The organism is Burkholderia sp. 22PA0099 (assembly GCF_047497165.1).
GTDB lineage: Bacteria > Pseudomonadota > Gammaproteobacteria > Burkholderiales > Burkholderiaceae > Burkholderia.
The window spans coordinates 2,199,422-2,213,433 of record NZ_CP163164.1; the positions used below are offsets into that span (position 1 = coordinate 2,199,422).

Here is a 14,012-nt window from a genome sequence, read left to right on the forward strand (position 1 = left end):
CGGCAGCTTGGAAATTATAGTCAATCCCTCATGAGGCCACAGCCGGCCCCATGAGGTTCTGTCAGCGGTCAATCGAACGTCGGCGAGAACAGCAATCCGCCTTGCGACCACGGCGCGTTCTGGCCGGGCGGCAATTTGTACGGGCTTTTATCGCCGAGATTCCGTGCATAGATCTCGTTGTAATTGCCCATCTGCTTGATCACGTTGTATGCCCAGTTGTCCGGCAGACCGAGCCCTTCCCCGACTCCGGGCGTTACGCCGAGAAGGTACTTCACTTCTGCCGAACTATTCTTATCCGCGCGCTTCGCTTCCACGTTTTGCTGCGTGATGCCGAGACGCTCGGCTTCGATCAGCGCGCCGAACGTCCAGTTGATCACGTCGAGGAACGCGTCGTCACCTTGCCGTACCGCGACGCTGATCGGCTCCATCGACACGATGTCGGGCAGGATAACCTGTTCGGGCGTCTTGAGCTCGCCTGCGCGCAATACCGCCAGTCCGGGCCCCGCTGCCGACAGCGCGTCACAGCGCCGGTTTTTGTACGCCGATACGACATCCGTGAAGTTCTCGAAGGTCAGCATCTTGTACTTCACATTCAGCGAGCGCAAGTAGTTCACGAGCTGCTTGTCGCCCGTCGAACCCGCGACCGCGCAGATCGTCGCGCCATCGAGTTCCTTCGCCGATTTGATCTTCAGCGAAGCCGGCACCATCAGCCGCACGCCGGAGAACAGGTACGGGTTGCTGAACTGCAGGCCGAGTTTCGCGTCGCGGCTGCGCGTCCAACTGGTGAACATTGCGATCAGATCCAGCGAGCCGGATTGCAACGCCGGGAAGCGGTCTGCCCAGCTCACCGCCGAGAAACTCACCTTGGGGTTCGGTCCGAGGATTGCGGTCGCGATCGACTTGCAGATGTCGATGTCGAGGCCATGCCAACTGCCGTTGTTTCCGACCTCCGAGAAGCCGAGATACGGCGACGTCGGCACTGGGCAGATGAGGTTGCCGCGCGCGCGGATGCGATCGAGCGTGGGCGAACTCGGACCGGCCGCGGAGGCGGGCGGCGTGGCGAAGACAGCCAGCGCAACAGCCGCGCCCGCGATCGAAAGCGCCTGTTTGAGGATGCGTTTCATGGCGAAGATTCCCGTAGCCAGGTTGAGGCGCCGACGCGCCGGTACGTCCGAAAGTGAAATCAGGCTGCCGACGGCACGTCGCAGGTGTAGTTCAGCGCGAGCCGGCCGCCTTCGACATAGACGATCTGGCCGGTCATGTACGAGGCGTCGTCGCTGGCGAGAAACGCCGCCACCGACGCGATTTCCGAGACTTCACCCGGTCGGCCGAGCGGCGTGCGCGAAAGGATGCGGCGGCGCGACTCCTCGGTCGCGAGCACGCGCGCTTTCGACATCTCGGTGAGGATCGTGCCCGGTCCGATCGCATTGGCGCGAATGCCGTACTTCGCGAGCGAGATCGCAATCACCTTCGTCAACTGATTCAGTCCACCTTTGGACGTCACATAGGCAGTCTGGTTGGGCAGTGCAACCTGGCCGTTGATCGACGACATATTGACAATTGCGCCGGGCGCGTCGCGTGCGACGAGTTCGCGCGAGAAGCGCTGTGAGGCGGAAAACGCCGACGTCAGGTTGATGCGCAGCACGCGCTCGAAATCTTCCAGCTTGTAGTCGAGGAATTCGGCCGGGCTTGTGACCGCGGCGTTGTTCACCAGCACGTCGAGCTTGCCCGCTTCCTTGAGCGCCGTGTCGAACAGGCGGGTGATGTCGTCCTGCGACGACATGTCGGCCTGGATGCCGATCCCACCGAGCGCTTTCATTTCCTCAATCACGGTGTCCTGCAGATCGGCGCCGACGACCAGCGCGCCTTCCGCCGCAAGCCGTTGCGCGCACGCGAGACCGATCCCCTGAGCCGCACCCGTAACGAGTGCGACCTTGTCCTTGAAGCGTTCCATTTGAAAGTCCTTGAGATGGATTGCCGGCTCGAAAGCGCCGGATTGGGATCATTATACAAATTTATGTTCCAAATATCAGGACAGCGTGTCGGTATTTACCCCATGTGACATCGCGAATTTTGTTGTCCTATTATTTGATCCAATCGTTTGTATATCGAAACACGGCAGCAGGCAGCACGATATGACGTCGTGCGGCTGCCAGACCGAAGGAGAACGTTGTGATTCGACTGGCTGTAGACATAGGCGGTACGTTCACCGACGTCGTACTCGACGTGAACGGTACGCGCCACACGGCGAAAGTACTGACCACGCCGAGCGACCCGGAGCAGGGTTTCCTCGAAGGCGCGCAGGCCGCGCTTGCCAAGGCTGGCGTCGCGGCCGCCGATGTCGGTGCGATCGTGCACGGCACGACGCTCGCGACCAACGCCATCATCGAACGCAAGGGCGCGAAGGTCGGGCTCGTTACGACCGAAGGCTTCCGCGATTCGCTGGAAATCGCCTACGAACATCGTTTCGAGCAATCGGATCTGTATATGGTCCGGCCCGAACCGCTGGTGCCGCGCGAGCATCGCTGGGGTGTCGAGGGGCGTCTGGCTTCGGATGGCAGCGAACTCATTGCCCTCGACGAAGCCGCGCTCGAAACCGTTGCGCAGCAGATGAAGGAGGCCGGCATCGAAGCCGTCGCCGTCTGTTTCCTGCACAGCTACGCGAACGACGATCACGAACGCCGGGCCGGCGCCGCGCTTGCGCGCCTGCTGCCGGGCGTGCCGATCTCGCTCTCCTGCGAGGTCAGCCCGGAAATCCGCGAATACGATCGCGTGTCGACCACCGTGGCGAATGCCTATGTGCGTCCGCAGATGCAGGGCTACCTGCAGCGCCTGGAAACGCAGCTCGCCGAGCGCGGCTTCGCTTGTGGCCTGCTGATGATCACGTCGAGCGGCTCGATGACGACGTTGCAGACCGCCTGTGAATTTCCGATTCGCCTGGTTGAATCAGGCCCGGCGGGCGGCGCGGTGCTCGCCAGCAATCTGGCTCAGGAACTCGGCGAAACCAGTGTCGTGTCGTTCGACATGGGCGGCACGACCGCGAAGATCTGCCTCGTGGACGATTACCGCGCGCTCCAGTCGCGCACCTTCGAAGTCGCGCGCGCGTATCGCTTCCTGAAAGGCAGCGGTTATCCGCTGCGCATTCCCGTCATCGAGATGGTCGAGATCGGCGCGGGTGGAGGCTCGCTGGCTGGCCTTGACGAACTGCGGCGCATCACGGTCGGTCCCGAAAGCGCATCGTCGGTGCCTGGGCCGGCGTGTTATGGCCGCGGTGGCAAGCGTCCGGCCGTTACCGACGCCGATCTGGTGCTTGGCCGACTCGATCCCGATCGCTTCGCCGGCGGTCAAATCCGCCTGTCGACCGACGCGGCGGCAAGCGTGCTGGACGCGGTGATCGGTCAGCCATTGGGTATCGATGAACGTGCGGCGGCGGCCGGCATCAGCGAGATCGTCGACGAGAACATGGCGAACGCGGCGCGCGTGCACGCGATCGAGTGGGGCAAGAACCTGCAGGAGCGCACGATGATTGCGTTCGGCGGCGCGGCGCCGCTGCACGCCGCGCGCTTGGCCGACAAGTGCGGGATTCGCAAGGTGGTCATTCCGACCGGCGCGGGCGTCGGTTCGGCGATCGGCTTCCTGCAGGCGCCCATCGGCTATCACGTGACGCGCTCGCGCTATGTGAGTCTCGACGAATTCGATCCGCATGCGGTCAACGATCTCTTTGCATCGATGAGCGCCGAAGCCGTCGCCGCGATTCGCAAGGCGAGCGCGAAGGGCGTGGTCGAGGAAACACGCGTTGCCTACATGCGGTATCGCGGGCAAGGCCACGAAATCGATGTCGCGTTGCCGTCGCGCGCCTTGACTGCGGACGACAAGCCGCTGATGGAACGGCTTTTCGCCGAACGCTATGAAGCGCTGTTCGGCCGCACGATCCCGAACCTCGGCGTCGAGGTGATGACGTGGAGTCTCGCCGCCAACATTCCGGTTCCCGCTCCGCGCACGCTGCCGGCGACGCCGCGCGTGGGCAAGGCGGAGCCATCGTCGCGACGTGCGATCTTCGATCCCGAGTTGATGGACGTGCTCGAACACGGCATCCATGTGCGTCGCGAACTCGCGCCCGGCATGGTGGTCGAGGGCCCGGCGGTGATCGTCGAAGACGAAACATCGACGCTCGTCGGCCGCAATTTCGATGCGTTGATCCTGCAATCCGGTTACATCCAGCTTGAAAGGAAGCACTGATATGAATTCCGATCTGATCCAGCTTCAGGTGATGTGGAGTCGCCTGCTCGCGATCGTCGAGGAACAGGCTCAGACGCTGATCCGCACTGCTTTCAGCGTGTCAACGCGCGAAGGCGGCGACGTATCCGCCGGTGTGTTCGATGCCGAGGGCCGCATGCTCGCACAGGCCGTGACGGGTACGCCGGGCCACATCAACTCGATGGCAATGGCCGTGCCGCATTTCGTCAGGGCATTTCCGCCCTCGCAAATGAAAGAGGGCGACGTATTCCTGACCAATGACCCGTGGCAGGGTACCGGCCATTTGCACGATTTCACGTTCGTCACGCCGGTGTTCGTGAACGACACAGTCGTCGCGTTCTTCGCCTGCACGTCGCACGTCGTCGATATCGGCGGCGTCGGATTTTCGCCGGAAGGGCGCACGGTCTACCACGAAGGCTTGCGCGTACCGATCATGCGTTTTGCCGATCAGGGCGTGACCAACGAATGGCTCATCGAGATCGTGCGCAACAACGTGCGCGAAGCGACGCAGGTGGTCGGCGACATGTACGCGCTCGCCGCGTGCAATGACAACGCGGTGAAATCGCTGAAGGGTTTGATGCGCGAGTACGGCATCGATTCGCTCGACGCGGTGCGCAACCATATTTTCGAAAACACGCGCCAGGCGATGCTGGACGCGTTCAAGGCGCTGCCGAAGAGGACGGCGAGCAACGCGATGCGCACCGACGGCTACGACAAGCCTGTTGATCTCGCATGCACGGTGGCGTTCGAGGATGAGCGCATCGTCGTCGATTTCTCCGGCAGCTCGCCGGTATCGGATTTCGGCATCAATTGCCCGCTGTGCTACACGGCGGCCTACGCATCGTTCGCAGTGAAATGCGTGGTCGCACCGAAAGTGCCGAACAATTCCGCGTCGCTCGATCTGATCGTCGTGACGGCGCCGGAAAACACCATCGTCAATGCGCTGTTCCCGTCGGCGGTCGCAGTGCGCAGCGTGATCGGCCATCTGGTTCCCGATGTCGTGTTCGGCGCCATCAACGAACTGCTGCCCGGCCGTGCGCCCGCCGAAGGTGCGGGTTCGCTGTGGGGCGTGAAAGCGGGTGCGGGCATGGGTCTCACGCCAGCGAGCGGCGGCAAGCAGACGAGCTTCATGATGATGAGCCTGCATAGCGGCGGCATGGGCGCGAGATCGAGTTGCGACGGCTTGTCGGCGACGCCGTTTCCGAGTGGCGTGAAAAACATTCCGGTCGAAGTGACGGAAGCCATCACGCCGCTCGTGATCTGGAAGAAAGAGCTGCGCCAGGATTCCGGCGGTGTCGGCAAGTTCCGCGGTGGCCTCGGCCAGACGATGGTGGTCGGCAGCCGCGAAGACGCACCATTCGCGATTCTCGCCACCTTCGATCGTGTCCACAACGCGCCGCGCGGACGCGCGGGCGGGAGCGACGGCGCGAATGGCGTGCTGAGGCTCGAATCGGGCGAACTGCTGAAGCCGAAGGGGCGTCAGGTGATTCCGGCGGGCGAGCGCGTCGTGCTCGACATGCCGGGTGGTGGTGGTTTCGGCAAGCCCGAAGAGCGGCCGCTTGAGCTGATCGAAGCGGATTTGCAGCGCTACCTGATCAGTTGGGACGCAGCGGTCGCCGCCTACGGCGTCGCTCGTGACGCGAACGGCAAGCTTGTGCGCGCAGCCTGATCTTTCAAAGGAATTCAACGTCATGCGTTTCTGTCAATATGACACGCCGGATTCGCCGCGCTGCCGTGTCGGCGCGTATCTGCCGAGCGGCTTCGTCATCGATGTGTCGAAGCTGCTCGCAAGGCCGCTGAAATCGATGGTGGAATTCATCGAACTCGTCGGCAGCGGCGACATCGATCTTGTCGCGCTGCAATCCCGACTCGCCGGTCTCGACGAGAAGCAGGCCCACGAACTCGGTGCTCTCGCGCTGGATCAGGTGCATCTGCGGGCGCCCGTCACCGAGCCGCCGAAGTTCTTCGCGATCGCCATCAACGGTCGCGCGAACTGGGAGCGTTCGATCAAGCCGGAAAACCCGCGTCCGCAGTACTTCATCAAACTGCGGACCTGCATCACCGGTCCGTTCGATCCGATCGAGCTGCCCGACATCGGCTGTGTCGGGCCGGAAGTGGAGCTCGCGCTGATCATCGGAAAGGGCGGCAAGCACATCGCCGCCGCCGATGCGCGTCGCCATATCTTCGGCTACACGGTTCACAACGATCTGACCGCGCACCACCTGCGCGCGACGTCGGAATGGATCCGCCTTCGCCGCAAGGACGGCAGCGAGGAGCAGCTCACGTATCCGGGCCGCTGGAAAAACTACGACACGTTTTCGCCGATGGGGCCGTTTCTCGTCACGCCCGACGAAGTGGCCGATCCGCATGCGCTTGCGATGGACGCGCATCTGAACGGCGACCTCGTCCAGCAAGGGCATTCGTCGGATGTCGTGTACCGCATTCCGGAGCTGATCGAATATCTGTCGGCGGCGCATACGCTGGAAGCGGGCGACATCGTGTCGATCGGCACGGTGCCCGCGGTCGAGCCGTGGAAGATGGCGACCATCGATCTGCGCAAATACGGCGGCACGATCGATGTGAGCATCGAAGGCATCGGACGCATGAGCAATCCGATTCGCGCGATCTGAGACGGAGGCACAGCAAACATGTCGAACGTATTTACACGCTCCGCGGCGCTCTCGCGCATCAGCCCGTCGGCGACCATCGCGATCACGCAGAAAGCGCGCGATCTGCGCGCGGCAGGGCGCAAGGATATTCTGTCTCTGTCGATCGGCGAGCCGGACTTCGATACGCCCGAGCATGTGTGCGAGGCTGCACGCAGGGCCATCGCGGCGGGCAGCACGCGCTACCCGCCGGTGTCCGGCGTGCCCGCGCTGAAGGAAGCGGTCGCCGAGAAATTCGCGCGCGACAATGGCCTGCGTTACACGCTCAATCAGGTCATCGTCAGCTCGGGCGCCAAGCAGGTCATCGCCAACGCGATGCTGGCGACGCTGAACGCCGGCGACGAAGTGCTGATTCCGGCGCCTTACTGGGTGTCGTATCCGCAGCTCACGCAGTTGTGCGGCGCGACCCCGGTGTTCGTGCCGACTTCCGCGGCGGACGGCTTCCTGCCGCGTCCCGAAGCGCTCGACGCCGCGATCACGCCAAAAACGCGCTGGCTGATCTTGAACTCGCCGAGCAATCCGTCCGGCGCAGTGCTCGATCGCCGTTCGATCGAAGCGCTTGGCGAGGTCCTGCGCCGCCATCCGAACGTCTGGATCCTGACCGACGACATCTACGAGCATCTGATCTACACCGATCAACCGTATTCGACGCTGGCGCAGGTGTGTCCCGATCTCGCCGATCGCACGCTGACGGTCAACGGCGTATCGAAGGCTTATGCGATGACCGGCTGGCGGATCGGTTTCGCGGGCGGCCCGGCGCCGCTGATCAAGGCGATGGAGTTGGTGCAAAGCCAACTGACCGGCGGCGCCTCGTCGATCGCGCAGTTCGCGGCGGCGGCCGCGCTCACGGGGGCGCAAGATTTCGTCACCGAATGCCGCGCGTCGTTTCGCATGCGGCGTGACCGCCTGATCGCTGCGCTGCGAGCGATTCCTGGCGTGGAGTGCGCGACGCCGGATGGCGCGTTCTACGCGTTTCCGTCGTGCAGCGCATTTTTGGGTCGCTCGACAGCGAACGGCGCGGTTCTTCATACCGACGAGGATTTCGTGCGCGAACTGCTGGAAACGGCGGGAGTTGCCGCGGTACACGGTTCGGCGTTTGGGAGTCCAGGGCAGTTCCGAGTCTCGTACGCCGCGTCGCAGGATGTGCTCGACGAAGCGTGTCGCCGGCTGCAACAGTTTTGCGAAGATCTCCAATGACACGCCCATCCGATCCGCTTTGCAACGCGGCTTCGTCCGGGGGCGGCGCCGATGTCATGCAATTGCGTCCCTACTGGGCCGACGCCCGCCCGAACGAAGCGGCCGTCGATGCACATGCGCCGTTGCCGAGACAATGTGACGTGGTGATCGTCGGTGCCGGATTGACGGGGACCGAAGCCGCGCGCGTGCTTGCCGAGGCCGGCCGCGATGTGCTTGTACTCGATGCGGGCCGTCCTGGCGCTGGCGCGAGTTCGCGCAACGGCGGCCAGGTCGGGCGAAATTTCAAGCACGCATTCGGTGAGTTGTGCGAGACGCTCGGCGAATCTGTCGCGATCCGCTATTTTGGTGAACTGCGTGCGGCATACGACGCACTCGCGGCACTCGGCGAGCAAGCCGGCGATGCAATCGGCTGGCGAAAATGCGGCCGCGTGATCGGCGCGATGAGCGAGTCCCACTTCGCGTGTCTCGTACGCGAATACGAGCGGCGCGCGCGGTTGCTCGGCGAGGAGATCGACGTGCTCGATCGCGCGCGCGTCGCCGATGAAATCGGCTCGTCGCTTTATGTCGGCGGCGTGCGGGTGATCGAGAACGGCGCAATCCATCCAGGCCTGTATACGGAGTTCATGCTGCAACGGGCGCTTCGTGCCGGCGCGCGCGTTATCGGTCACACGCCTGTCACGCGGATCGAGCGCACGCGCGACGGCTTCGAGGTGCATGCCGGGCGCAGCGCGACGACGTGCCGTGACGTGCTGATCGCGACGAACGGATATACGGATATGTGCGCGGGTGATGCGCTCGGCTGGTTCCGGCATCGTCTTGCACCGATCAACTCGTACATGCTCGCAACCGAATCGCTGGATGCGGCGACATGGCGTGAAGTTCTGCCGCATCGTCGAACCTATCACGACAATCGACGCCGCTCGCATTTCATGACGTTCTCGCCGGACGGTACGCGACTTCTGTTTGGCGGCAGAACCGGCAACGACCCCTTGACGATGCGCCGCACGCTCGCTGCGCTCGCGAGCGACCTGCGCTTCATCTTCCCGAAGCTTGCCGACGTGCGAATCACTCATGGATGGACGGGCCGATGCGCGGGCACGCGCGACCTGTTTCCGCGCGTCGGCATCACTCCACAGGGTATGCACTACGCACTCGGTTACTGCTTTTCCGGAAACGCGATGGGGCCGTATCTCGCGCGCAAGGCCGCCGCGCGCATGCTCGGCCGTGATGACGAAGCCCACACGTTGTTCGATAACGCGGACTTTCCGGCGCTGCCGCTGCCGGCTCGAAATCGATGGACGATGCCGCTGCTATTGAACTACTACGCGTGGGCGGATCGTCCGAAGGGACTGGCTCGCGCGATCTAGCCTGATCGACGTTGATACGTTTGAGAGGTATCGCAATGAATCGTACTAATGCTTATCGGCGGAACCAGGTCGCCGCCTGGGCGCTACAGATCGGTGTGGTGGCCGTGCTGGCCGCGCTGATCGGCTGGTCGATGGACACGGCGTGGCACCGCATGCAGGCGCAAGGCATCGCGCACGGATTCGGCGTGCTCGATCGCGCGACCGGTTGGCAAATCAACTCGCCGTTCCTCGATCAGACCGCCGACGATCCGTACTGGTGGACGCTTGTCGTTGCGTTCGTCAATACGCTGGGTGCGAGCGCGATGAGCATCGTGCTTGCCTGCGGGCTGGGTGTCGTGATCGGCATCGGTCTGATCGCGCCGAATCGAGTCGTGGCGCAGGTGTTTCGCGCTTACGTCGAGATCTTTCGCAATGTTCCGCTCGTGCTGCAGGCGCTGTTCTGGTACGCGAATCTAACGACGTTGCCGGCGCCGCGTGCCAATCCTCCGTCGCTGTTCGACTCGATCTACGTCACGAATCAAGGGCTGTTTCTGCCATCGATTCAACTCGGCGTGCGAGGCTTGGGATGGCTCTGGATCGCCGCGCTCGTCGCGCTCTGCGTGTGTGTCATGCGGCGGCACTCCGCTTCGTCGCGGCTGAGGATCAATGCGGCGCTGGCGGCGAGTGCGGTGGCGTTCGTGGTGCTGACGGTCATCGTGCTGCGCGTCGGCCCGATCGTCATCGACGCGCCTCGCATGACGGGCTTCAGTTTTCAAGGCGGCTGGGATGTGCCGCTGGAGTTGATCGCGCTGGTGCTGGCCACGGTGCTGTTTTCCGCGGCGTATATCGGCGAGATCGTACGGGGCGGATTGCAGTCCGTGCCACGCGGGTTGATCGAAGCGGCTCAGGCACTTGGCCTTCCGGCGGGGTCGGTCTTTGGGGCGGTGCGCTTCCCGATCGCGTTGCGGTCAATGGTGCCAGCGCTCGGCAACATCTTTCTATTCATCGTGAAGGCGACGGCGATCGGCAGCGCGATCGGCTACGCGGATGTGTATTCCATTTCCGTGATCAGTATCAGCCAGACCGGCCAGGCCGTCGAATTCCTGATCGCGATGATGCTCATTTACTTCGTGCTGAACTATTCGTTGACGCTCGCGATGAACGTGCTGAACCGCACGATCGCTTTCAAGGGGAACCGGTGATGAACAAGGCCCATCGTCTTTCACTGTCCGGAAACACGGCGCCGCCCACGAACGATGGCCCGCCATCGGCCGGGCGGACGCCGATCAAACCCGGCGACCTCCTGCTTTCGACGCTTGGCACGTTGTTGTTCGCGTTCGTTCTCTGGCGTGTGCTGTCCTGGGCCGTCGTGCACGGCGTATTCGGCACGACGCCGCAGAGTTGCGAGGATGCGGCCGGCGCATGCTGGTCGGTGATTCGCGTGCGCTGGCGCGTGATCCTGTTCGGTCTCTACCCGATCGACGAGCAGTGGCGTTCCGCAATGGCTTCGGTCATCGCAATCGGCACGCTCGCACTGGCGTGCGTGCCGCGCATGTGGAGCGCTTCCCGGATGATGCCGATTCTTCTCGGCGGCTATTTGCTGTTCCTGATGTTCATTCACGGCGGTGTGTTCGGCCTCGATGTCGTGTCGTCGTCGCGTTGGGGCGGCTTGACGCTGACGCTTTTCATCTACATCACGGTGATCGCCTTCGGTCTGCCGATCGCGATCGGGCTTGCGCTTCTGCGCCAGAGCCGCTATCCGGTGTTTCGTGGCCTGACCGCGTTCGTCGTCGACGTCACACGCTCGCTGCCGCTGTTGACGATTCTGTTTTCGGCGACCGTGATCATTCCGTTGATGCTGCCGCATGTGTTGCAAGGTGACAAACTCGTACGGTCGCTGGTCGGCTTCACTTTCTTCTTCGCGTGTTACCAGTCCGAAATCGTGCGCGGCGGTTTGCAGGCCGTGGGACGCGGGCAGGTGGAGGCCTCGCAAGCGCTGGGCATGAGCTACTGGTCGACGACCGCATTGATCACCTTGCCGCAGGCATTTCGTATCGCGATGCCCGCGACGATCAACCAGTTCGTCATCACGTTCAAGGAAACCTCGCTGGTGATCATCGTGGGGCTGTTCGATCTGATGGCATCGGCGCAAGCCGCGTACCACAGCGGTCAGTGGACGGCCTATCACACGGAAGTATACGTGTTCGTCGCGATGATCTATTTCATCGGATCGTTCAGCCTGTCGAAATACGGCAAGTACGTCGAGCGGCGTTTTCAAACTCCTCGCTAGAAAGGCGCTTTCATGTCCCAACTCAATGCATTGCCGCCGGCTTGTCCGGACGGCACGCAGACGGCTGTTCAACTGCACGGTGTCAACAAGTGGTATGGCCGTTTTCACGTATTGCAGAACGTGAATCTTTCCGTGCGTTGCGGCGAGCGCATCGTGATCTGCGGGCCTTCCGGTTCCGGAAAGTCGACGATGATCCGCTGTATCAATGCGCTCGAGGAACACCAGCAAGGCACGATCGTCGTGAACGGCGTCGAGCTGTCCGGCGCGACGAAAAGCATCGAGAAAGTGCGGCGTGAAGTCGGCATGGTGTTCCAGAGTTTCAATCTCTTTCCGCACATGACGGTGCTTGAAAACTGCATGCTCGCACCGGTTCGCACGAGGCGGCTGTCGAAGGAACAGGCGCGCGAACGCGCCATGTATTACCTGGAACGCGTGAGGATTCCTCATCAAGCCGACAAGTTTCCTGGCCAACTGTCTGGCGGCCAGCAGCAGCGCGTCGCGATCGCACGGGCGCTGTGCATGAACCCGAAGGTGATGCTGTTCGACGAACCGACCTCGGCGCTCGATCCGGAAATGATCAAGGAAGTGCTCGATACCATGGTCGAGCTCGCGGAGGAGGGCATGACGATGCTGTGCGTTACCCACGAGATGAGTTTCGCGCGCCGCGTTGCCGACCGGATCATCTTCATGGACTCAGGATCGATCGTCGAGGACCAAGCGCCCGAACTGTTTTTCTCGAACCCGCTTCACGAGCGGACCCGTGATTTTCTCGGTCAATTGATGCACTGATTTTTTTAAAAAGGATATTTACCATGAGCGATATTCAGCGATTCGACTTCCGCAAGCGTATTCACATGAGCGTCGTGCACGGCGGAACCGTGTATCTGACGGGACAGGTCGGTACCGCCGGGAAATCCGCCGCCGAGCAAATGACCGAGATTCTCGCAAAGGTCGAAGCACTGCTTGCGCAGTCCGGCAGCAGCAAATCGCGCATTCTCAATACGACGCTGATCCTCGCCGACGTTGCCGATTACGAGGCCGTCAACGAAGTATGGGATGCCTGGGTTGACAAGGACAACGCGCCGTCGCGATCGACGCTGCAGGCGCAGCTCGCAGCGAAGGGCTTGCTGGTGGAGCTGATCGTGATTGCCGCGACGGGAGCATGACGATGAAAAAGCAGTTCATCGTGCCGCAGGGCACGCACGCGGCGCCTACGTATTCGTATGCGGTGAAGGCGGGCAACACGATTTATCTTGCGGGCCACGTCGGGCGCGATGCGCAAGGCGCGGTCGTCGATGGCGGGATCGAGGCGCAAACCGCGCAGGCATTCGAGAACCTGACGCGTACGCTTGAAGCCTCGGGTGCGACGCTTGCCGATATCGTCAAGCTGACCGTGCACGTAACGGATATCGATGCGATGGCCAGCGTTCGCGAAGTGCGTGCCCGCTATTTGAAACCGCCGATGCCGGCCAGCACCGCGGTCGAGGTCGCACGGCTCGCACCGGGCGTGCTGATCGAGATCGACGGAATCGCCGTGCTCGACGACGAATGATGCCGATTCCGCGCCTTTATTACTCGCCTGAAGCGTGCTCTCTTGCCGCGCATATCGCGCTGGAAGAGACAGGCGAGGCGTTCGAGCCGGTGCGCGTCGCGCTCGCCGACGGCGAGCAACGTTCGGCTGCGTATCTTGCGATCAATCCGAAGGGGCGCGTGCCGGTGCTGGTCGACAACGGTTTCGTCGTGACGGAGTTGCCGGCGATTCTGCTGTATATCGCACGGCGGTTTCCGCACGCGCGGCTATGGCCCGAGGATGTGCAGGATCAGGCGCGCTGTGCCGAGTGGATCGCGTGGTGCGCGTCCGGCTTGCACGAGACGTTCGGCCATCTGCGCCGGCCGGAGCGCTTCGCCGATAGCGATGCGGCGCGCCGCGAAGTGGCGGACAAGGGCCGGGCGTCGTCGCGCGTCGTATGGGAGGGCGTGGAGCGCAAGCTCGCGTCGTCGCACGATCCCTGGGCGGCCGGTACGGAGTATTCGGTTGCCGACGCGTGCTTGTTGACGTTCTGGATCTGGGGACGCGCGAAGACGCTGCAATACGACATGCCACGCGATTTTCCGGTGTGGACTGCGCTCGCGAAGCGCATCGCACAACGCGACGCGGTACGACGCGCGCTCGAGCGGGAGGCATTGCCGCTCCCCTGAACCCGAGCGTCGAGATTGGCGGCCCAGCGTAGCGCGTATGCCTGGTGGCGGTGCCGT

Annotated in this window: 13 protein-coding genes; 11 read left to right on the plus strand and 2 right to left on the minus strand. The window is 62.9% G+C overall.

What is annotated here, in order from left to right:
- Window positions 1–68 precede the first annotated feature (68 nt).
- On the minus strand, window positions 69–1,124 hold the full coding sequence (locus AB4851_RS09785) for a transporter substrate-binding domain-containing protein (RefSeq protein ID WP_414447022.1): 1,056 nt from the start codon (window positions 1,122–1,124) through the stop codon (window positions 69–71).
- 59 nt (window positions 1,125–1,183) lie between these two features.
- Entirely contained in the window at window positions 1,184–1,954 is a 771-nt protein-coding gene (locus tag AB4851_RS09790) for an SDR family NAD(P)-dependent oxidoreductase (RefSeq protein ID WP_414447023.1), read from the minus strand.
- A gap of 218 nt (window positions 1,955–2,172) precedes the next feature.
- Here AB4851_RS09790 and AB4851_RS09795 point away from each other — a divergent pair, with 218 nt between their 5' ends.
- From AB4851_RS09795 to AB4851_RS09845, 11 genes are all read left to right on the plus strand, one after another.
- Window positions 2,173–4,239 (plus strand): hydantoinase/oxoprolinase family protein, encoded by a 2,067-nt coding sequence (locus AB4851_RS09795; RefSeq protein ID WP_414447024.1) that lies wholly within the window; start codon window positions 2,173–2,175, stop codon window positions 4,237–4,239.
- A 1-nt stretch (window position 4,240) separates the two neighbouring features.
- Window positions 4,241–5,926, plus strand: a complete 1,686-nt coding sequence (locus AB4851_RS09800; RefSeq protein ID WP_414447025.1) for a hydantoinase B/oxoprolinase family protein — start codon at window positions 4,241–4,243, stop codon at window positions 5,924–5,926.
- Window positions 5,927–5,948: 22 nt separating this feature from the next.
- Window positions 5,949–6,887 (plus strand): fumarylacetoacetate hydrolase family protein, encoded by a 939-nt coding sequence (locus AB4851_RS09805; protein WP_414447026.1) that lies wholly within the window; start codon window positions 5,949–5,951, stop codon window positions 6,885–6,887.
- Window positions 6,888–6,905: 18 nt separating this feature from the next.
- Window positions 6,906–8,120 (plus strand): pyridoxal phosphate-dependent aminotransferase, encoded by a 1,215-nt coding sequence (locus tag AB4851_RS09810; protein ID WP_414447027.1) that lies wholly within the window; start codon window positions 6,906–6,908, stop codon window positions 8,118–8,120.
- A 56-nt stretch (window positions 8,121–8,176) separates the two neighbouring features.
- Entirely contained in the window at window positions 8,177–9,487 is a 1,311-nt protein-coding gene (locus AB4851_RS09815; protein WP_414447028.1) for an NAD(P)/FAD-dependent oxidoreductase, read from the plus strand.
- 104 nt (window positions 9,488–9,591) lie between these two features.
- Window positions 9,592–10,668 (plus strand): ABC transporter permease subunit, encoded by a 1,077-nt coding sequence (locus AB4851_RS09820; protein ID WP_414447029.1) that lies wholly within the window; start codon window positions 9,592–9,594, stop codon window positions 10,666–10,668.
- The gene (locus AB4851_RS09825; protein ID WP_414447030.1) at window positions 10,668–11,756 is read left to right on the plus strand and encodes an amino acid ABC transporter permease; all 1,089 of its coding nucleotides are present in this window, start codon (window positions 10,668–10,670) and stop codon (window positions 11,754–11,756) included. The genes AB4851_RS09820 and AB4851_RS09825 overlap by 1 nt, the downstream gene beginning before the upstream one ends.
- Window positions 11,757–11,768: 12 nt before the next feature.
- Window positions 11,769–12,545, plus strand: a complete 777-nt coding sequence (locus tag AB4851_RS09830) for an amino acid ABC transporter ATP-binding protein (RefSeq protein ID WP_414447031.1) — start codon at window positions 11,769–11,771, stop codon at window positions 12,543–12,545.
- A 23-nt stretch (window positions 12,546–12,568) separates the two neighbouring features.
- On the plus strand, window positions 12,569–12,922 hold the full coding sequence (locus tag AB4851_RS09835) for a RidA family protein (RefSeq protein WP_414447032.1): 354 nt from the start codon (window positions 12,569–12,571) through the stop codon (window positions 12,920–12,922).
- A gap of 2 nt (window positions 12,923–12,924) precedes the next feature.
- Complete coding sequence (locus AB4851_RS09840) at window positions 12,925–13,308, plus strand: RidA family protein (protein ID WP_414447033.1); 384 nt, start codon at window positions 12,925–12,927, stop codon at window positions 13,306–13,308.
- Window positions 13,305–13,955: a glutathione S-transferase family protein gene (locus AB4851_RS09845; protein ID WP_414447034.1), complete on the plus strand. Its 651-nt coding sequence runs from the start codon at window positions 13,305–13,307 to the stop codon at window positions 13,953–13,955. The genes AB4851_RS09840 and AB4851_RS09845 overlap by 4 nt, the downstream gene beginning before the upstream one ends.
- Window positions 13,956–14,012: the final 57 nt, after the last annotated feature.